A 22,983-nucleotide genomic window follows, 5' to 3' on the forward strand; every position below is an offset into this window, starting at 1 on the left:
CCAAGGTGCCGATGGCGCTTGGTTTCGACAAAATAGTGAGCCGCTTGGTGTGACGATCAAGCCGGCTGTCGCCTCTAACATCATGAAGCAGATGCAGTGGGCCGCATTGCGCTTGCGCATAACCGCTCGCCATGACAACAGTGCCGCTACAGGCTTACTTGGCGAGTGTTTATAGGCAGGATTGTTTTGTATCGAGCGCATGCGGCCAAGTCGCTCGACTGCCTAGTCTTTTTCCTGTCGATACAAGCTGTTACTGTACCGGGCAAGATGCCCATAGCCGCCACGGATCGGATATATCACTTGATACGTCGCCTCATCCCATTACTGCTCAGCCTTTTAGTGTGTTTCCCTGCCGGGGCAACCATTATCAAAAGCCATGGCTATGCTCAATTCGGTGCACTCAAGTACTCGGCCAAATTTACCCATTTCGATTGGGTAAATCCTGACGCCCCCAAGCGCGGCACCCTGCACATGATGGCCTCCGGCACCTTCGACACCCTCAACCCTTATACTTTCAAAGGCTCAAGCCCGATCTCGACTGCAAACTTCCTGCAGTACGGGGTCACAGAGATGAATGAGCCGTTGATGGTCGGCACAGGCGCCTATGACCCTTCCGGGGATGAGCCGGCATCGAGCTATGGCTTGATCGCCGAAACAGTCGAATACAGTGAAGATCGCAGCTGGGTGGTGTTTAACCTGCGCAAAAATGCCAGGTTTCATGATGGCAAGCCAATTACGGCCTTTGACGTCGCCTTCTCGTACCGCACCCTGCTCAAGGAAGGCCATCCGCAATACCGCACCAACCTGCAGGAAGTAAAGCGCGTCGATATCCTCAACCGGCATCGCATTCGCTTCGTGTTCAAGCGTGCGGGCAACCCCCTGTTGATATTGCGCCTTGGCGAACTGCCGGTGCTGCCCCAGCATTACTGGAAGGATCGCGACTTCACTGCCACCACTTACGAACCACCGTTGGGCAGCGGCCCTTATAAAATCACCGAAGTCAGCCCTGGCCGAAGCCTGACCTTTGAACGGGTGAAAAACTGGTGGGGCAAAGACCTGGCCGTAAACCGTGGCAAGTACAACTTCAATAAGGTACGTGTCGACTTCTATCGTGACAGCAACGTCGCCTTTGAGGCATTCAAGGCAGGCGAGTTTGATTTCTACATCGAGCAACAAGCCAAGAACTGGGCCAATGGCTACAACTTCCCGGCCGTTGAGCATGGCGACGTTATCCGCGCCGAGATTCCCCACAAGATTCCAACCCAGACCCAAGCACTGTTCATGAATACCCGGCGTCCATTATTTTCAGACGTCAGGGTCCGTGAGGCGCTGGGAATGATGTTTGACTTCGAGTGGACCAATCGCACCTTGTTCAACAACGCCTACACCCGTGCGCACAGCTATTATCCAAACAGCGAATTCTCTGCCACCGGCAAGTTGAGCGGAGCTGAGTGGCTATTGCTTAAACCCTATCGCAGTGAACTACCGGAAAAACTTTTCACCGAAGCCTTTGTCATGCCGAAAACGCAAGGTCACGGCATTCCAAGGGAAACCTTGCGCCGCGCCTTGGGTCTATTGGCCGACGCGGGCTGGAAGCCTTCGGTAAATGGCCTGGTCAACAGTAAAGGTGAACACTTCGAGTTTGAAATAATGCTGGTTAACTCAGGCCTCGAGCGCATCTACCAACCCTTTGCCAAGAACCTGGCAATCCTCGGCATTCAAGCAAACCTGCGCAGCGTCGATCGTGCCCAATATAAACAGCGCCTTGATCAATTCGACTTTGACATGATCTCCCTGACACTTCCGCAAACACTTAGCCCGGGGCTTGAGCAATCACTTTATTTCCACTCCAGCCAAGGCAAGGTCAAAGGTGGCAAGAATTATGCTGGTATCGACAGCCCTGTAGTGGATGCCATGGTTGAAAAGCTGCTCTCGGCGCAAACCCGCAACGATCAAGTTGCAGCGACCCGCGCCCTAGACCGCGTGTTGCTCTGGGGTTATTACAGCATCCCCAACTGGTACATCAATTATCATCGACTGGCTTATCGCAATCGCTTTGCTCATGTCCCCACACCGCCCTACACATTAGGGCTGCGTACCTGGTGGCTGAAACCCACGGAGAAAAACCAATGACGCATTCGCTGCGCTCATTTGCAGTTCAAACCAGCGCCTTATTCTTATTCGGCCTATCTTGCTTGGCCCAGGCCGCACCGCAACATGCCGTCACCTTGTATGACGAAGCGCCGAAATACCCGGCCAACTTCACTCATTTTGACTACGCCAACCCTGACGCACCCAAAGGCGGCACGCTGCGCCAAGCCGGTTTTGGCGGCTTTGACAGCCTCAATCCCTATATCAACAAAGGGGTTTCAGCCGATGACCTCGGCCTGATCTACGACACCCTTACCGTCCATGCCCTGGATGAACCTTTCACCGAATATGGCTTGCTCGCCGGCAAGATCGAAAAAGCCCCGGACAGCAGTTGGGTGCGCTTCTATCTGCGACCGGAGGCCCGCTTCAACGACGGCACGCCTGTCACTGCCGAAGACGTCAAGTTCACCTTCGACACCCTGATCAGCAAAGGCTCACCGATGTACCGTGGCTACTACGCGGACGTTGAAAGCGTCGAAGTTGAAGGCCCTCTGAAAGTCCGTTTCAAGTTCAAGCACGCTGGTAATCGGGAGCTGCCGCTGATCGTCGGCCAACTGCCGGTGCTGCCAAAACACTGGTGGGCAGAACGCGACTTCAGCAAAAGCAACCTGGAAATCCCGCTAGGCAGTGGCCCCTATCGCATCAGCGAAGTCAAGCCAGGACGCACCATTCGCTACGAGCGGGTCAAGGATTACTGGGGCAAAGACCTCGCCGTCAATCGTGGTTTCTACAACTTCGACACCATGCGCATCGACTACTACCGCGACAACGACGTCGCCTTGCAGGCGCTCAAGGCCGGTCAGTTCGACTTCTGGCTTGAGACCAGCGCCAAGAACTGGGCGACCGCCTATGACGTCTCGGCCGTTGCTAACGGCCAACTGATCAAGGAAGAGCTGAAAAACTCCAACCCGACCGGCATGCAGGGCTTTATCTTCAATATTCGCCGTGACCTGTTCAAGGATCCGCGCGTGCGTGAGGCATTTGGCCTGCTATTTGACTTTGAATGGGCTAACAAACAGCTGTTCAATGGTGCCTACACCCGCACCCACAGCTATTTTGACAATTCTGAACTGGCATCAAGCGGACTGCCGAGTGAAGGCGAGCTGAAGATACTTGAGCCACTGCGCGATAAAATCCCAGCCAAGGTATTTACTGACGAATTCACCCTGCCAGTGACCAAAGCCACCGGCATGATTCGTGAACAGCAGCGGCGCGCCTACCAATTGCTGCAAGAAGCTGGCTGGCGTGTCGAAGGCGACCAGATGCTCGACGCCACCGGCAAACCGGTCAGCTTCGAGTTCTTGCTCGCACAAACCGAGTTTGAACGTATATTGCTGCCTTATAAACGCAACCTGGCCGACCTTGGCATCGAAATGGTAATCCGCCGGGTCGATGTCTCGCAGTACATCAATCGCCTGCGCTCGCGTGATTACGACATGATCGTTGGCGGCTTCCCGCAATCCAATTCACCGGGTAACGAGCAGCGCGAATACTGGCATTCGAGCAGCGCAGACCGTCCCGGCAGCCGCAATTTCATTGGCCTCAAGGACCCGGCCATCGATGAGCTGGTGGTGGGCCTGATTGGCGCTGATTCCCGGCAACACCTGATCAACCACACCCGTGCCCTCGACCGCGTGTTGCTCTGGGGCTACTACGTCGTACCCAACTGGCACATCAAGACCTGGCGCGTTGCCTATTGGAATACTCTGCAGCACCCTGACGTGACGCCTATGTACGACATTGGCCTGAACACCTGGTGGGCACGCCAAGCATCGCCGGAAGCGCAAGCCGCAACGCAAGAAGCTGAAGCAGAGCCATCAGCTGTGCCCGACGAGTCGCCTGCGGCTGACGCTGAACCTGCCGGGCAGCCGGAAACAGCCGACCCTGCACCCGCACCTGAAGGCACGGAGCAATAACATGCTGGCGTATATCATTCGTCGCCTCTTGCTCATCATCCCCACGCTGTTTGGCATCCTGCTGATCAACTTCATCATCATCCAAGCCGCTCCAGGCGGCCCGGTTGAACAGATGATCGCCAAGCTTGAAGGCTTTGAAGGTGCGACCAGCCGGATTGCTGGTGGTGGCTCGGAAGTCTCGGTTGCAGGCTCCAACTACCGTGGCGCGCAAGGCCTTGATCCAGAGCTGATTGCTGAAATCGAGCATATGTATGGCTTCGATAAATCGGCACCAGAGCGCTTCTGGATCATGCTCAAGAATTACGCCCACTTCGACTTCGGCGAAAGCTTCTTCCGCGACGCCAAGGTGCTCGACCTGATCATCGAGAAAATGCCCGTGTCCATCTCGCTTGGGCTCTGGAGCACCTTGATCATGTATTTGATCTCGATTCCCATGGGCATCGCCAAAGCCACCCGCCACGGCAGCGCATTTGACGTCTGGACCAGCTCGGCAATCATCATCGGCTACGCGATCCCGGCGTTTCTCTTTGCGATTCTATTGATCGTGGTGTTTGCCGGCGGCAGCTACCTAAACTGGTTCCCATTGCGCGGGCTGACTTCAAACAACTTCGACGACCTGAGCACCACCGGCAAGATCCTTGATTACTTCTGGCACCTGGTTCTCCCCGTAACCGCCTTGGTTATCGGCAACTTCGCCACCCTGACGCTGCTGACCAAGAACAGCTTTCTCGATGAGATCAACAAACAATACGTGGTCACCGCCCGCGCCAAGGGCCTGACCAATACCCGCGTGCTCTACGGCCATGTGTTCCGCAATGCGATGCTCTTGATCATCGCCGGTTTCCCGGCGGCCTTCATTGGTATTTTCTTTACCGGCTCGCTGCTGATCGAGGTGATTTTCTCGCTCGACGGCTTGGGCCTGATGAGTTTCGAGGCCGCGATTAACCGTGACTACCCGGTGGTATTCGGCACCCTGTTTATCTTCACGTTATTGGGACTGGTGGTGAAATTGATCGGTGATATCACCTATACCCTGGTCGATCCGCGGATCGACTTTGAAAGCAGGGAGAATTGATATGGCCCTCTCTCCAATCAATAAGCGCCGCTTTGAGCGATTCAAGGCCCACAAACGCGGCTGGTGGTCGCTGTGGATCTTCCTCGCACTTTTTACCCTGACCCTGGGTGCCGAGTTGATCGCCAATGACAAACCCCTGGCCGTGCGCTACGACGGCGAGTGGTACTTTCCAGTCTTCAAGCGCTACCCGGAAACCGTATTTGGCGGCGAATTCCCGCTGCAGGCCAACTACAAGAGTCCTTACATCAAGGAGCTGATCGCGGCCAAAGACGGCACCATGATCTGGCCGATCATCCCGTTCAGCTATTCGAGCATCAACTACGACCTGCAGGTTCCCGCCCCAGCACCGCCCTCCTCGGTCAACTGGCTGGGTACCGATGACCAGGGCCGCGATGTGCTGTCGCGGGTTATCTATGGCTTCAGGATCTCGGTGATGTTCGCCTTGATACTGACCATTCTCAGTTCGATCATCGGTGTGTTCGCCGGCGCCTTGCAGGGTTTCTATGGTGGTTGGGTCGACCTGCTCGGCCAGCGCTTTCTCGAGGTCTGGTCGGGCCTGCCTGTGCTGTATCTGTTGATCATTCTGGCCAGCTTCGTGCAACCCAACTTCTGGTGGCTGCTGGGCATCATGTTGCTGTTTTCCTGGATGAGCCTGGTTGACGTGGTGCGCGCCGAGTTCCTGCGCGGTCGCAACCTTGAGTACGTGCGCGCAGCACGGGCGCTGGGCATGGAGAACGGCGCAATCATGTTCCGCCATATCTTGCCCAACGCCATGGTTTCGACCATGACCTTTATGCCGTTTATCCTCACGGGCGCAATCGGCACCCTGACCGCTTTGGACTTCCTCGGTTTTGGCCTGCCGCCGGGCGCACCTTCGCTTGGCGAACTGGTCGCACAAGGCAAGTCCAACTTGCAAGCGCCCTGGCTGGGGATCAGTGCATTCGCGGTGCTGGCAATCATGCTCAGCTTGCTGGTGTTTATTGGCGAGGCTGCTCGCGATGCCTTCGACCCGAGGAAGTAAGATGAACGACACTGAAAACCTCATCGAAGTACGCGATCTCGCCGTCGAATTCGTCACCGGCGACAACCGCCAGCGCGTGGTGGAAAACATCAGCTTTGACATTCGTCGTGGCGAAACCCTGGCGCTGGTGGGTGAAAGCGGCTCGGGCAAATCCGTTACCGCGCACTCTATCCTGCGCTTGCTGCCCTACCCGCTGGCGCAGCACCCAAACGGCACGATTTGCTACAAGGGCGAAGACCTGCTGAGCATGAGCGAGAAAAAGCTCCGCGGTATCCGTGGCAATCGCATCGCCATGGTGTTTCAAGAACCCATGACCTCGCTCAACCCGCTGCACAGCATCGAAAAACAGATCAACGAAGTGCTCGCGCTGCATAAAGGGCTTAGTGGCAAGGCGGCCACAGCGCGCACCCTGGAGCTGCTCGACCTGGTCGGTATTCCTGAGCCACATAAGCGCCTCAAGGCCTACCCCCATGAATTGTCGGGTGGTCAGCGCCAGCGCGTGATGATCGCCATGGCGTTGGCCAATGAGCCAGAACTGTTGATTGCCGATGAGCCCACCACCGCGCTCGACGTCACTGTGCAGCTGAAAATCCTCGAATTGCTCAAGGATTTGCAAGCGCGCCTGGGCATGTCGCTGCTGCTGATCAGCCACGACCTGAACCTGGTTAGAAGAATTGCTAACCGGGTATGTGTCATGCAGCGCGGAAAGATCGTCGAACAGGCGTCATGTGAAGATTTGTTCGCTGCGCCACAGCATTCCTATACTCAGGAACTGCTTGGCGCGGAGCCCAGCGGTGACCCGGTCGATAACCCGCCGGGCGCGCCAATACTGGAAGTTGACGACCTGCGCGTGTGGTTCCCGATTAAAAAGGGACTCATGCGCCGCACAGTTGATTATGTAAAAGCGGTGGATGGCATCAACTTCAGCCTGCCTCAGGGTCAGACCCTTGGCATCGTTGGCGAAAGTGGTTCCGGTAAATCCACGCTCGGCCTGGCGATCCTGCGCTTGCTCGGGAGCCAGGGTGCCATACGCTTTCAGGGCCAGGCGGTAGATGGTCTTTCGCAAAAGGAAGTGCGACCGCTACGGCGACAGATGCAGGTGGTGTTCCAGGACCCCTTCGGTAGCCTGAGCCCGCGTATGTCGGTTGGCCAAATCATCGGTGAAGGGCTGGACATTCACAACATGGGCAGCGCAGCCGAGCAGGAGCAGGCTGTGATTGATGCGCTCATAGAGGTAGACCTCGATCCGGAATCCCGGCATCGCTATCCTCATGAGTTTTCAGGTGGGCAACGGCAGCGTATTGCCATTGCCCGGGCACTGGTACTTAAACCGGCGCTGATACTGCTGGACGAGCCCACTTCGGCGCTCGACCGCACTGTTCAGCGTCAAGTTATTGAGTTGTTGCGGTCATTGCAGGCCAAGTACAACCTGACCTACCTGTTCATCAGCCATGATCTGGCCGTTGTTCGGGCAATAAGCCACCATTTAATGGTGGTCAAGCAAGGTCAAGTGGTTGAACAAGGTCCGGCAGAGGCGATATTTGCCGCGCCGCAGCATATTTATACTCAGCAACTGCTGGAAGCAGCCTTCTTGGCGCCAGCAAAAGCTGACTAATCCTTGCGAATAGGAAGAGGAACAACACATGGGTTTTCTAACCGGTAAGCGCGTACTGATCGTTGGCGTTGCCAGCAAACTCTCCATTGCCTCAGGCATTGCTGCAGCCATGCACCGTGAAGGTGCTGAACTGGCGTTCACCTATCAGAACGAAAAACTCAAAGGCCGTGTTGAAGGCTTTGCCGCTGATTGGGGCTCAAGCGCTGACCTGTGCTTCCCGTGCGATGTGGCCAATGATGAAGAAATCGTTTCTGTATTTGAAGCCTTGGGCAAAAAGTGGGACGGCCTTGACTGCATCGTTCACTCGGTAGGCTTCGCTCCAGGCGACCAACTCGATGGCGATTTCACTGACGTCACCACCCGCGAAGGTTTCCGCATTGCCCACGACATCAGCGCCTACAGCTTTGTAGCCCTGGCCAAAGGCGGTCGCGAGCTGATGAAAGGCCGCAATGGCAGCCTGCTGACCCTGTCTTACCTGGGCGCCGAGCGCACCATGCCTAACTACAATGTAATGGGCATGGCCAAAGCCAGCCTTGAAGCCGGTGTTCGTTACCTCGCCGGTAGCCTGGGCCCGGAAGGCACTCGCGTAAACGCCATCTCGGCCGGTCCAATCCGCACGCTGGCAGCCTCGGGGATCAAAAGCTTCCGCAAAATGCTGGCAGCCAACGAAAAGCAAACGCCATTGCGCCGCAACGTCACCATCGAAGAAGTTGGTAACGCTGGCGCGTTCCTCTGCTCTGACCTGGCCTCGGGCGTAAGCGGTGAAATCATGTATGTCGACGGCGGTTTCAACACCACCGCCATGGGTGCAATGGACGAATAACCACTCGCACACAAGCATGCAGTTGCCCCAAGAACCCGGCGTATTGATTACGCCGGGTTTTTTATTGAAAAAAACTACTTGCTTGATCGTTTCTATCTGCCTTATACCGCTTTAGCTCGGGGTAAATTTGTTTTTTTGCACCACGAATACGACAGAGCCAGCTACGCTTTATTAACGGTCTGTTCATGCGCATGGAGCCATAACCAATGTCAAAAGCCACTACCGGTCGCAACGGTAATCCCTTTAAGCCCAGCAACCGCACGCTGGCATTGGAGCCGAGGATTCTGTTCGACGGTGCAGCAGCAGTTGCCACAGAGCAACATACTACTGACACCTCGGCAAATTCTGCCCCCGACGGCCAAGACAGCAGCCACGTTCCCGCAACCGCTGTCGAGACAGCCCGCGCTGCCCCGCCACCGACTTCTGCAGCACGCGCATTGCTGGTTATCGACAGTCGCCTTGAGAATAGCCAGCAGCTCACCCAGCAGCTGCCACAAGGTGTCAAAGCCATCATTGTCGACACTCAACAAGATGGCATCGCCGCCATTGAAAAAGCCCTTGAAACCATGGGCCAGGTGGATTCTGTACAAATCCTCTCCCACGGCGCCGCTGGCCAATTCACCTTGGGCAGCACCACAGTGTCCAGCGACAATATTGATCAACTTGGCAGCCGCTTCGCGCAATGGAGCAACAACCTCAGCGCGGGTGCGGATATTCAACTCTATGGTTGCAGGATTGGCGCTGGCGAGGTTGGCAAAACCCTGGTCGCTGAATTGGCCCGCTGGACGGGCGCTGATGTTGGCGCGTCCAATGACAACACCGGCAATAAAGCCGCCGGTGGCGACTGGGAACTGGAAGTGCGCGATGGCGACATCGATAAGTCAATTGCCCTGAGCGCTGCAGCCATTGATAGTTTTTCAGGATTGCTTCCCGATGCAGAGCCCACGTTGTCTGTCGCCGGCACTGGAGCAGACGTGCAGCTGGGCAGCAATTTCACCTTTACCCTGAACTTCTCCAACAACTCAGCAGATTCAGGCTATGCGCCCTTTGTCGATGTGTTTCTGCCTGCAACGGGTATCGATGGTGCGGGCGCCGAGATCGATGACGGCATCAGTTTTGTTTCAGCCAGTTATCAAGGGCAAGCACTGGTCGCTCACGTCATCACCTTCGACGCCAATGGTCAGGCCATTCACCCCTTGGCCGTCGGCGCTGACGGCCAGCCACTTGTAGTGAACGCGGCCACGTACGGGATGCGCGCCGGTGACCAGATGGTGGTGCTGGAACTACCCTTTGCCAGTGTCAGCCAGGGCCAGCCAAATATCGGCATTCAGGTCACAGCGACCCTGAGTGATCTAGCCGACACCGATTTCTCGACTTCCGCCGCAAGCCCTGATTTAACTATTACCGCACGCAGCGGTTTCCAATACGGCAACGATGCGCTGAATAACCCAAGCGTGGACCCAAGCCTGGTGCAGTCGGGCTTCGTAAGCTATGTGGTACACCCAACGGTGATCACATTCGACCAACAGATCATAGCGCCCGAGGGCGAAACAGCGACCGGGCCTAACTATGGCCGCGAGCTGCAAATCACAGTTAGCCCGGCAACCTCGCAGACCATCACCGACCTGGAGATCACCCAACCGGTACCCGATGATGTGATCATTACCCAGATTACACCAGGGGCCAACGGCACCCTCACCTCGATCACCCTCTACAACGGCGACACCATCAGCAACCCGACATTGATCAATGCGGTATTTGCGCGCAACAACGATGCCGACCAGACCAACGACATTTATATCCAGTCGTTTACCGTCTCCTACAGCGACTTCTCGGCGCCGGTGACGACCAATGTTGATTTTTTTGTGCCGGACGCCGATGTCGACGGCAATCCGGTACTCAACCCGATCACCGGCGATGACACCACTATTACCTTCGGCCCGCCCACAGCTACTGGCCAGTGGCAACCGGTCGATCCGCGCGATGTGGCCAACCCGGGCGATACCATTGCCTTCAGCGGCGATGGATTTTCGACCAGCATAGTCGCCAAATCGATCACCCTGGAAAAACAAGTCAGCCTGCAGACCGATATCGGCACTGCCGGACTGAGCCCGGGCGACACCCTCAACTACGCCATCAATATCAATGTCTCAGACTATTTCGCCTTTGGTAAAACCCTGCTCAATCAGGGTAGCTTTGTCATTACCGACACCCTGAGCGATGGTCAGACGCTGGTCGATGGCACATTGACGATCTCCGCCAATATTGATGGTGTCGACTATCAAATCCCGGTCATTTTCACCCAGGTTGTCAATCCGGACGGTACCACCTCATTGGTGTTCGATATCGCCGCCTCGATCGAGGACTACTACCCCGATCACCAGTGGATCAATGGTGACCTGGCCTTCGATGACATCCTGCAAGGCGCCAGCACAGCGGTGCTCAGCTACCAGGCGGTTATTGGCCAAAGCTATACGCCACCCGCAGGTAACCCGCACAGCGAGATCAACGAAGGCGACTCATTCGGCAATGATGCGACGGTTACCGCGACTATCATGGAGGATGAGGTCAACCTCACCGGTCAAGACCAGTCAGATTCCTCAAACACCAGCAGCACCATCCCCACCAGTAATGTTGACATCGAGCTTGCCGACCTGAATGGCAATGGCGCCCCACCGCCAGGCACCGAACTGCGCCCAGGCGATGAAGTCACCTTCAGCCTTACTTATGACCTGGTTACCGGGGACTACGAAAACTTCAGCCTCACCGCCTACTTACCCTTGCCGCTGTTTGATTTGACCGGTCTTGACGCTGATACCCTTTGGCAGCTCGGCACTGACAACAGTAACCCCAACAGCCCAAGTTCTGTGACTATCGGCCCGGGCAACTCGTTGATTTTCACCTTCGACAACTACGTCAACAGCGGGGTTGAAGGCAGCACCATCCAAATTGATTTCACCCTGACTGTCAGCGACCAGCCCTTTGCTGACCAGCGCTCGTTCAACGTACTGGCCGAATCAAGCCAGACCACAACGCTCGACAAGAACGAAATCCTGTCTTCGGATGACGTAACCCTTATCGCCTCGGTTGCCGAACCGGACCTGAGCATTACCCACGGCGTGGTTTCCTCCAGCAACGGTACAGTCACCGGCACAACCGGCGGCTGGAACGCACCCGGTACCGGCGGCGCCCCGTTCACCGGCAGCGTTACCGATATCAATGCGATTGAAGGCAACGTCACCGATATTGACGCCAGCGATACCATTCGCCTGGCCACTGCAATCGAGAATACCGGCGGCGGTAATGCCTTTGATGTCAGCACCCAAATCACCCTGCCGCCGGGCCTGTCTTTCGTCGGCGGTAGTTTGTCCAGCGCCAACCTGCTGATCTTTCGCGGCGATGGGTCACAATTGATCGCCGGAGTCGACTTCACCGTCGACAACGCCACCAACACCATCACTTTTGTTGACAATGCCGGGGTTGGTGCCCTCCTCGCCGGTCGTCCGGGGACCGATGCCGATAACGCAGGCAGCAACCTGATTGTCATCACCTATGACACTGTGGTTTCGGGCACTATCAACGCCAGCGCAACCCTGGAAAGCAGCGGCACCCTGCTCAACTACGCCAGCGTTGAAGGCGGCGCAAACTTCCTCGCGAGCGGCGTGCTCAGTGATACCGCAGCGCAGCAGGTTGCGGCCCCCGAGATCAGCAAGGGCTTTGCCGGCGGCGGTCTTGATAACTCAGACTCAAGCGCTAGCCACACCACAGGCGCTGATCTGGTCGTGGGCGAAAGCATGCTCTACGACATCATTGTCACCCTGCCTGAAGGCGTCACCCAGTCGCTCAACATCAACGACCTGATTCCGCCCGGCATGCGCCTGGACACCAGTTACAGCGGCAGTGGCTATCAATTGATCACCACCGCCGGAGGCTATCTCACCCTGGACTTCGGCGGCACAGTAGACATCAGCCAGCTCAACACAACGGGCACTGATGGTGGCGATGCAAACTTCGTGTTTAGCATCTCCTCGGCCAATGGCGACAACAACACCGACAACAACAAGTTTGTGATTCGGGTGCGCTTGATCGCCACCGACGTCAGCAGCAACCAGGCCAATACGGTCCTGCAAAATGATGCAACGCTCACCTATACCGATACCGACGGCGATACCCCAAACAGCACCGACCCGGTCGATAGTATCGACCGTAGCGTCGCACTCAGCGGCGACAAACCCACAATTACAGTGCGTGAACCGACGCTGCAAATCAGCCAGACCATCAATACCCCGACCGACTTCGGTTTTGACCAGGACGACCCAGTCGACTTCACCATCACCATCAGTAATGGCAACAGCGCCACTGACTTCGATGCCTTTGATATCGACTTCAGCGACAGCCTTCCCACTGAATTCGATAACCTGACACTGACCAGCGTTATCTATACGGTAAACGGTGTAAGCACCGATATCACCAGCAGCTTCAGCCTGGACCCAGTGACCCGCATGCTGGTTAACACCGGCAATATTGATATTGCCAAAGGCGGCAGTATTGCGATCAATGTCAGCGGCGTGGTCAACGCCAGCGGCGCCTCGGTTCCGAACTTTGACAACCAGGTGCAAGTGCAATGGACCAGTATCGACGGCGTCAACAGCGACGAACGTACAGGCGTGGACGACCTGCTCAATAGCGGCGCCCTCAACGATTACCGCCTCGAGAGCACCTTGGTGATTCCGGTTGCTCAGGGCATCAGAATTTCCCGTGTGGGCGGCCTTGATGACACCACTGCGCCGAACCCGACCAATGCCAGCGTGGAGAATGTCGCAGTCGGCGAGCTGGTTCGCTACCGCGCCGCGGCACTGATTCCAGAAGGTGCAAACCCCAACTACTCCATCAGCATTACCTTGGAGGCCGGACTGACGCTGGCCGACCTCGCCAGCATGCGGGTGGCCTTCGTCTCCAATGGCGGCCTGGTAACAGACCTGTCCGATTTGATTACTGGCGGTGTGCTAGCTATTGATGGCGACGAGAACTCCGCCGAAGCCCTGTACATCACACCGGACTTGTCTGGCGCGGGACCAACCGGGGTGCTTAATTCTGATTATGTAACAGTCACCACTGACACCAATGGCCGCCAGGTCATTACTATCAGCTTTGGCAATATCACCAACGGCGCAGGCCCCTCAGGTGATGACAGCAACGATGACAACCTCGAAGGGATCATTGTTGAGTTCAGCGCCCGGGTAAATAACCAAGTCAGCAACCAGGCTGGGGATCAGCTTGGCGTATTTGTTCAGGACCGTGTAGACAACGTTTTACGTGCCACCAGCGACACCCTGTTCGAACGTATTGTCGAAGGTGGCTTTAGCAGCCTGGACAAAACGGTCACAAACTTTGACCCCAATGTCGGCGGCAACAGCGGGACCGCAACAGTAACCATTGGCTTCAACCAAAGTGGTGAATTGCCCGCCTATGACGTCAACCTGAGCGACAGCTTTCCAACGGGCAGCAACTATCAACTGGTCAGCATCACCGTGGGCGGCACCACTTACGCGGCCGCTGACTTGCCGGCTGATGGCATTAGCTTTAGCACCGCTGGCGGTTTGAGCGTTGACTTCAGCCAGGTTGATATTGGCAGCCAGATCAGCGTGGTCTACACCGTCGATGTGCCCAACGACGCCATTGTTGCCAACACCAACGCCAGCCTCACCTGGAGCAGCCTGCCGGAAACTTTCACCACTTGGGGCGGCAGCACTGTCGGCGCCGATGGCAGTGCCGATGGCGAGCGCACCAGCGCTGACGGTGTTGGCCCGGATAACGACTTGGTTCTCAATAACTATCAACTGGTGGAAGCCGCGGGCCTGGGCATCATCAGCGGAACACTGTGGAACGATACCAGCTCAGCCGATGGCTCCACCACGCCAGACGGCCCGGCCATTGCCGGTCAAGATGTCACTCTGACTTGGGCTGGCAATGATGGCGTTTTCGGGGACGTTTTTGGCACTACTGATGATGTAACCTTTACTGCGACCACTGACAGCACTGGTCAATTTATCTTCGGCGTATTGCCTTCGGGCTTGTATCGCATTGACGCCCCAACCGAGGTCAACGGCATCGTTGCCTTTGGTGACATGCGCATTCGCATCGACACCGACGGCAGCACCCTTGGCCAGATCAATATCACCCTTGGAGAAGCTGACAGCCAGGATGCCGATTCCGGTTATGTCGAGGTCAATGACGCGCCGGTCAACAGCCTTCCCGGCACCCAGAACGCCCAGGAAGATATCGCCCTGGCCATTTCGGGTATCTCCGTCAGCGATGTCGACGCCGAGCGCGACCCGGATATCGCTGACCGGGCCATCCAGGTGACCCTGAGCGTCACCCAAGGCACGCTGTATTTTACCGGCGCTACCACCGGCGTCATCGTCACAGGCAGCAACAGCAACACAGTGGTATTGAACGGCCGTATCAGTGACATCAATGCTGCACTGGCCAGCCTCAACTACCTGGGCAATGCCAATTTCAATGGTAACGACACCCTGACCGTACTGACCAATGACCTGGGTAACTTCGGTGACTTTGACGGTAATGGCATCCCCGGTGAGCTGACTGACGCCCGCACCGATCAAGACTCACTGCTGATCGTGGTGGCTGCGGTCAATGATCCGCCAACAGCGGTAGATGATGACGCAACCGCAGTCGAAGCAGGTGGTCGTGACAACCAGACCCCGGGCGTAAACCCCACCGGCAACCTGACCGACAACGATATCGATGTTGACCTGATCACCAACCCGGACACCGAAAATCTCATTCTGGTTTCGGTCACTTTCAATGGTACAACCGTCGCCGTTCCTGCCGTCGGCACTGTTGAAATCAAGGGCGATTACGGCAGCCTGTTCGTCGATAGCAGCGGCGCTTATGAATATGTTGTCGACAATGACAACCCTGAAGTCCAGGCCCTGCGCCTGAGCGGCCAAACCCTGAGCGAAACCTTCAGCTATGAGATTAGCGACAGCGGTGTACCACTGGCGACTGCCAACTCCACTGCCGAGCTGGCCGTGACCATCCAAGGCGCCAACGACACACCTGTTGGCGTTGACGATACTGGCACGGCAATCGAACAAGGGGGCGTCGACAATACCGATGCGGGCAATCCTGGTGACACCCCGCCAAGCGGCTTCCCCATCTCTGGACAGGACGCATCCGGTAACGTGCTCGACAACGACACCGATGTCGATGGCGGCGCTGGCGATCCTATCAACTATGGCGAAAGCAAAAGCGTCACCGCCATTCGTGATGTGCCTAAAGATGAAGTTGGCACACCGCTAATGGTGCCTCCAGGCGGATCCATCAGCATTGCTGGCACCTACGGCACTTTGACGATCTTTTCTGATGGCGAGTACAGCTACGTCATTGATGACGACAACATTGCCGTACAGCGCCTGGGACCAAATGACACACTGAGCGATGAGTTCAGCTATCAGGTCACCGATGCCTTGGGCTTGAATGACTTGGCCAACCTGACCATTGTCATCCAAGGCAATTACGACAACCCGGTTGCCAGCGACGACCATGCTCAGGCGCAGGCCAGTGAAGTCGACGACGATGGCAACGAAACTAACCCAACCGGTAATGTCATTACCTTCCCGAGCCGCCCTGACGATACAGGTACGCCTGGCGGCAACGGTATCGATCAGGATGTCGACAACGCTGACCGGCCCAACACCAACCTGATCGTTACCGGCATCCGCAATGGCACCGAGGTTGCTGGCGGCGCATTGGGCACAGTGACGGCGGGCACCACGCTCGACACCCTGTACGCCCAAGACTCAACAGGCACGCCACTGACCAATGCCACCAATGAGTCTTACGGTGAATTGACGATCAACCCGGACGGCTCGTTCAGCTTTGACGTCAACAGCGACCATCCAGAGATAGTCGCCTTGGCGCTTGGCCAGACACTTGATGTAGTCGTGACCTATCAAATCACAGACACCGCAGGCCTGACCGATACCGCGCAGCTTGTGATCACAGTCACCGGCGCCAATAACGTGCCCCTGGCAAACAATGGCGTGGCACTAGCAACCGAAGCGGGTGGCGTCAACAATACAACGCCAGGGGTCAATCCAACAGGCGATATCTCGGCCGAAGACCCGGATGGTGACCCTCTTACCGTTACTGCAATTCGGACCGGCGCGGAAACCGCAAGCGGTACCTCTGGTATCGTCGGCCAGGCACTGCAAGGCCAATATGGCCAGTTGACCATGAACAGCGACGGCAGCTACAGCTATGTGGTCGACAATAACCTGGCAGCGGTACAGGCTTTGCGCCAAGCGAGCGACACCCTGATAGAACGCTTCACCTACACCGTGACCGACCCCGGTGGACTCAGCGACAGCGCTGAAATCATCGTGGTGATTCGCGGCCAGAACGATAACCCTGTTGCCGACAACGACACCGCAACTGCGATTGAAGCTGGCGGCGTCAACAACACCAGCGGTGGTATTAACCCAGTTGGCAACGTGCTGGACAACGACAGCGATGTCGACAGCGTCGCCAATGGCGAAACCAAGGCGGTTGACTCGGTGCGTACTGGCGCAACCGAAGGCTCAGGTGCCTCAGGCTCGCTGGATATAGAACTGCGTGGCACCTATGGCTGGTTGACCATCGGCGAGGATGGCGAGTATCGCTACCGGCTGGACAACTCCATGGCGGCGGTCCAGGCCCTGCGTGCAGGTAACAGCCTGACCGACAGCTTCAACTACACCGTCATTGATACAGCTGGCGCAACCGATACAGCCGTATTAACCATTACCATTCAAGGCAGTAACGATACCCCGGTTGCCAACAATGACAGCGCCGCAGCGGTTGAAGCAGGCGGGTTGAACAACCAAACGCCAGGCGTCAATCCAAGCGGTAATGTGCTGGACAATGACACAGACGTCGACCGCAATGGCGAAACCCTCACTGTTTCCGCTGTCACCGGCGGCAGCATTGGCAGCGCATTCTCAGGTATGTACGGCAGCCTGACACTCAACAGCGACGGCAGCTTCACCTACACCGTCGATAACAACAATCCGCTGGTTCAGGCGCTGCGCATCAATGCCAATAAACTGAGCGAAAGCTTTACCTACACCATCCGCGATTTGGCCGGTGCAACCAGCAGCGCGGTACTGACCATCACCATTTCAGGTCGTAACGACAATCCTCTCGCAGTCAACGATACCAATACCGCTACGGAAGCGGGCGGCGTCAATAATGCCACGCCGGGCACCAATCCAACCGGCAACCTGCTCGCTAACGACACCGATGTTGACAGCGGTGATAGCAAAACCATAGATGGCATTCGCACCGGCCTGGAGCTGGCTGGAGGCAGTTTCACCAGCGTTGGCGCAATTCGCTCCATTGTCGGTCAATACGGCACCCTGACCGTGCTCGCCAACGGTGACTACAGCTACGTGGTCAATAATAATCTGGCTGCAGTCCAAGCCCTCAAGCCGGGCGACACCTTACGTGAAGCCTTCAGCTACCGCATGAACGACACGGCTGGCGCGCAAGATATCGCCCAGCTCCTGATCACCATTGAAGGCGCCTGGGATACCCCGGTTGCAGCCAACGACTTGGGCATTGCGGTGGCCGACAATGGCGATGGATTGTTCATCGACCCAACGGGCAATGTGCTAGGCAACGACACCGATGTTGACGCCGGTGACAACCTGACTGTTACCGCGATCCGCACCGGCCAGGAAGCAGGCAGCGGCACCGCGGGCACAGTCGGTAGCGTCCTGGTCGGTCAGTATGGCAGCTTGATCCTCAATGCCGACGGCAGCTATCAGTATGTTCTCGACAAGACCAACCCAGATGTACTGGCACTCAATCTGCTCGATAGCCTGTTCGACTACTTCACCTACACCGCGACCGACGATGGTGGCTTGAGCGACCCTGCGCAACTGTCGATTCTGATTATCGGTCGCAACGATCCGCCAGTGGGTGTTGATGACAGCGCCACTGCCATTGAGGCAGGTGGTATCAACAACAGTACGGCTGGGCTCAACCCAAGCGGCAATGTGTTAAGCAACGACACCGATTTGGAAAACGGTGTGCTGACAGTGACCGGTGTGCGTACCGGTACAGAACCGGGCAGCGGCACCAGCGGCGCGGTCGGCACCAGCCTGCGCGGCCTCTACGGCAACCTGACCCTTAACAGCAATGGCAGCTGGAGCTACGTACTTGATAACAGCCTTGCGGCCGTCCAAGCGCTGCGCATCAGCGGCCAGACCCTGACTGAAACCTTCACCTACACAGTCGAAGACCCCTACCTTGCCGATGACACCGCGCAGTTGGTGATCACCATTGACGGGCGTAACGACACACCTGTAGCCGTAGACGATAACGCCACGGCGGTGGAAGCCGGTGGCATTTTCAACGGCACACCCGGGGTCAACCCGCAAGGCAATGTGCTGGATAACGACACCGACGTCGACAGTGTCGCCAATGGCGAAACCAAGCAGGTGGTCAGCGCCAGCAGCGAAACCGGCAACACTTCAAGCGCAGGCCAGGTACTGGTGGGCCGCTACGGCAGCCTCACGCTTAACGCAGACGGCACATACCAGTACGTGCTGGACAACAACAATCCAACGGTTCAGGCCTTGCGCACAGCAGGTGAAACCCTGCGTGAAACCTTCACCTACCGCATGCGTGATACCGCTGGGGCAGAATCCACTGCACGCCTGAACCTGTTGATCCAGGGCGCCAACGATAACCCGCTGGCAGTCAACGACAGCAATGTGGCCAGCGACCAGGTCCCTGCCCCGCAAACCAGCGGCAACGTGCTGCCCAACGACAGCGATGTCGATGGCGGCGACAGCCTGCAGGTCGTGGCGATCCGCACCGGTGCGGAAAATGCCAGCGGCACAGCCGGTACCCTGGGCCAGCCACTGGTCGGACGCTACGGCACCTTGGTACTCAATGCCGACGGCAGCTACACCTACAGCATCGACCTGACCAACAACGAAGTCCTGGCCGCCGCTGGATTGGGCCAGGTGCTCAGCGATGTATTCACCTACACCTTGGGTGACTTGGCCGGAGCCACCGATCCTGCCGAGCTGGTGATTACCCTGGATATCACAGCGCCATTTATTCCAGCGCCCAAGGATGGTCCATTCCACCACGAAGACGACCGTGACCCGGCGGATCAGTATCAACCACTGCTCAAGGATATCGATCCGGTGGTGTTCATTAGCCCAGTGGTGCAACGCGACAGCAAGATCAACGCCTTTATCGCCCGTGAATCGGACGGCAGCAAGGTGCTACTGCCAGCTTCGGCAGGACTGCTCAGCGACATCGATGATGCTTACCAGGTGCCAGGCCAGTTTGTTCACCAACAGGTGCTCGACAGCCAGTTCGACAGCGAACTGGACATGACCTGGATTCTGGGTCGGCAACAGCGGGTCGACTTGACCGCCGACGGCCTACTCAGCGACCCATCGTTGTTTGGCACCAGCGTTGATGGCTTGACCCAGCCATGGCAAGCGCCGGAACGCCAAGAGCAGCCGCAAGAACAGCAACAACAAGCTGCACCTGCGCAAACCGCCAGCAGTTTCCACAACCAACTGAAAAATGCCGCGCAACAACGCAGCCTGATCAGGCCGCAAAGCTAGCCAGCTGCACGACCAAAGGCAGCCCGCCACCACTCATGGTGACGGGCTTGCTTTAGGTTCAGTCCGCTTTGGCCACTTTGCCAATGCTGTGCTCACGCAGCTTGTTGGCAATGGTGGTGTGCGATACGCCAAGCCTTTTCCCGAGCTGACGACTGCTTGGGTGCTCACTGAACAAGCGCTCAAGCACCGCTTTTTCGAAGCGTCCAACAATCGCATCCAGGCCACCTTCCAGCGAGAAATCACCAATCGGCTGAGGTGCGCCGTAATCTGGCAAGCGAATGTACTCAGGTTTGATCATCGCCCCATCACACAAGGAAACAGCCTGGAAAAGTACGTTCTCCAGCTGACGCACATTGCCTGGCCAATGATAATGAGCAAGGCGCTCCAGTACCTGGGGCGCAACCTTGGGCAATGCACAACCAATTTGCCGACTGGCCTGATCGAGAAAATGATCAACCAACGGAGCCAGCCCATCCAGGCATTCTCGCAAGGGTGGAATGTGCAGGCTCAGGACATTGAGCCGGTGATACAGGTCTTGGCGAAACTCGCCGCGCGCGCAGAGTTCCGATAAATCCACCTGTGTCGCGCAGACCACGCGCACATCGAGGTAGACCTCTTCATCGCTGCCAACCCGACGGAAACAACCATCCTGCAAAAAGCGCAGCAGCTTGGCCTGCAAGCGCGGGCTCATCTCACCTACACCATCAAGAAACAGCGTGCCACCGGCCGTTAACTCCAGCAGACCCAGCTTACCTTCGGGCCTGGCGCCTTCGAATGCGCCCGGCCCATAGCCAAACAGCTCGGTCTCGGCCATCGACTCAGGCAAACCGGCACAATTAAGTGCCATAAAGGGTGACTGGCCACGCGGACTGGCCAAGTGACAAGCACGGGCAAGCAACTCCTTGCCCGTGCCGGTTTCACCTTCGATCAACAATGGCGCATCCAGTGGCGCCATCCGCCGCGCCTCGCGCACCACTGCCGCCATGACTTTGGAGCTTTGAAAAATACTGTCGAAGCCACGCAGCTCCTGCTTGCGCACGTTGTAAATGCGCTCACCGACACGGTCCGCCCGGTGCAGTGTCAGCACGGCTCCGGCAAGCGCTTCGCTTTCATCGTGCTCGGATTGCAGGGGCGCGATATCGGCCAGAAACACATCACCCTTGACCTTCACCCGCAAGCCATTGATTCGCGATTTATTCGCGCGCACCAATTCCGGCAAGTCAAAGTCCTCGGCGTAGCGCGACAAGGGAATACCCGGCACTTCATCGACCCGCACGCCGAGCAGCTGCGCTGCAGAGCGATTAGCCGCAACGATGGAACCGCCCATATCGATGGACAACACTGGAAAATCCAAGGCGCCAAGCAACGCATTAAGCTCCAGATGCCGGCGCTCACTGGGCATCAACCCCACCCGTTTGACGCCAAACACGCCGGTAATGGCTTCAAACTTGGCGCGCAGTGACTGGAACTGCAGGTTGATCAGGTTCGGGCAGTGCAGATAGATAGCGTTGCCCTGCTCACCACCCACCTCACCACGGGCCACGTTGATGCCGTACTCGACCAGCAAATTAAGGATGTCGCGCAGGATGCCAATGCGGTTTTGGCAGTGAACTTTGATACGCATGACTGAGCCCTGATCCTATTTTTATGGGCCGCAGCGCCGAAAAAATCAGCATCGCAGCGGATTATTTGTCAAGAATATGTGACAGTTTAGACCTTGCGCAAGATGATACTTAGCCAAGGCCAGCATCTTGTAATCATTTCTTTACGAATTTAGCCACTCAATCAAGACCTGCGGCGCAAAATCAGGGCTGTAAACGCGCCGTTGCTGGGTTATTCATAGCTGATCAAACAACAAAAGCTCCATCAGGAGGCGAATAGATGAAGAGCACGCAATACGTCGCTCGGCAACCGGATGACAAGGGTTTTATTGATTACCCCGAAGCCGAGCATCAGGTTTGGAACACCCTGATCACGCGTCAGTTGCAAGTGATCGAGGGCCATGCGTGCCAAGAATACCTCGATGGTATTGAGCAGCTTAAGTTGTCTCATGAGCGCATCCCGCAGCTTAACGAAGTCAATCAAGTGTTGCAGTCAACCACTGGCTGGCAAGTTGCACGGGTTCCAGCACTAATCCCCTTCCAGACCTTCTTTGAGTTGCTGGCCAGCAAGCAATTCCCAGTCGCGACCTTTATTCGCAGCCCGGAAGAACTCGATTATCTAAAAGAGCCTGATATTTTTCACGAGATCTTCGGTCACTGCCCGCTACTGACCAATCCATGGTTCGCCGAATTTACCCATGCCTACGGCAAGCTGGGTCTCAAGGCCAACAAGGAGCAACGCGTGTTCCTGGCTCGCCTGTACTGGATGACCATCGAGTTTGGCCTGGTCGATACCTGCCAGGGACGCAAGATTTATGGCGGCGGTATTCTTTCCTCCCCTAAAGAAACGGTGTATTGCCTGTCTGATCAGCCGCAACATCAGGCCTTTGATCCTGTTGAAGCCATGCGCACACCGTACCGCATAGACATTCTGCAACCGGTTTACTTTGCCTTACCCAACCTCAAGCGCTTATTCGACCTTGCCCAAGAAGACATCATGGCGATGGTCACTCAAGCCCGCGAGATGGGTCTGCATGCGCCCCGCTTCCCCCCTAAACAAGCGGCGTGAACGTGCGAACTTTTGCGGCGTCTCAAACCTATATGGCCTTTATCTACTGAATTGT

The 22,983-nt window shown here is 56.7% G+C and carries 9 protein-coding genes; 8 read left to right on the forward strand and 1 reads right to left on the reverse strand.

What is annotated here, in order from left to right; translation table 11 throughout:
• The first annotated feature begins 267 nt into the window (after nt 1-267).
• From AACY26_RS07265 to AACY26_RS07295, 7 genes are all read left to right on the forward strand, one after another.
• Nucleotides 268-2,133, forward strand: a complete 1,866-nt coding sequence (locus AACY26_RS07265; RefSeq protein ID WP_445261291.1) for an extracellular solute-binding protein — start codon at nt 268-270, stop codon at nt 2,131-2,133.
• On the forward strand, nt 2,130-4,067 hold the full coding sequence (locus AACY26_RS07270) for an extracellular solute-binding protein (RefSeq protein WP_339512475.1): 1,938 nt from the start codon (nt 2,130-2,132) through the stop codon (nt 4,065-4,067). Before AACY26_RS07265 ends, AACY26_RS07270 begins: the two co-directional genes overlap by 4 nt.
• Nucleotide 4,068: 1 nt before the next feature.
• Nucleotides 4,069-5,142, forward strand: a complete 1,074-nt coding sequence (locus AACY26_RS07275) for a microcin C ABC transporter permease YejB (RefSeq protein ID WP_339512477.1) — start codon at nt 4,069-4,071, stop codon at nt 5,140-5,142.
• Between the two features lies 1 nt (nt 5,143).
• Nucleotides 5,144-6,163 carry an ABC transporter permease gene (locus tag AACY26_RS07280; protein WP_339512479.1) on the forward strand — a complete coding sequence of 340 codons (1,020 nt, stop codon included), beginning with the start codon at nt 5,144-5,146 and terminating at the stop codon, nt 6,161-6,163.
• Between the two features lies 1 nt (nt 6,164).
• Nucleotides 6,165-7,778, forward strand: coding sequence for an ABC transporter ATP-binding protein (locus AACY26_RS07285; protein ID WP_339512481.1), 1,614 nt, complete (start codon nt 6,165-6,167; stop codon nt 7,776-7,778).
• A gap of 28 nt (nt 7,779-7,806) precedes the next feature.
• Nucleotides 7,807-8,601 carry an enoyl-ACP reductase FabI gene (gene fabI / locus AACY26_RS07290; protein ID WP_339512483.1) on the forward strand — a complete coding sequence of 265 codons (795 nt, stop codon included), beginning with the start codon at nt 7,807-7,809 and terminating at the stop codon, nt 8,599-8,601.
• 206 nt (nt 8,602-8,807) lie between these two features.
• Entirely contained in the window at nt 8,808-20,258 is an 11,451-nt protein-coding gene (locus AACY26_RS07295; protein ID WP_339512485.1) for a VCBS domain-containing protein, read from the forward strand.
• Nucleotides 20,259-20,316: 58 nt separating this feature from the next.
• On the opposite strand, the gene AACY26_RS07300 is transcribed toward AACY26_RS07295, so the two are convergent.
• Nucleotides 20,317-21,882, reverse strand: coding sequence for a sigma-54-dependent transcriptional regulator (locus AACY26_RS07300; RefSeq protein ID WP_339512487.1), 1,566 nt, complete (start codon nt 21,880-21,882; stop codon nt 20,317-20,319).
• Between the two features lie 257 nt (nt 21,883-22,139).
• Here AACY26_RS07300 and phhA point away from each other — a divergent pair, with 257 nt between their 5' ends.
• Entirely contained in the window at nt 22,140-22,928 is a 789-nt protein-coding gene (gene phhA, locus AACY26_RS07305; protein WP_339512489.1) for a phenylalanine 4-monooxygenase, read from the forward strand.
• Nucleotides 22,929-22,983: the final 55 nt, after the last annotated feature.

The organism is Pseudomonas sp. RL_15y_Pfl2_60 (genome assembly GCF_963970595.1).
Classification (GTDB): Bacteria; Pseudomonadota; Gammaproteobacteria; order Pseudomonadales; family Pseudomonadaceae; genus Aquipseudomonas.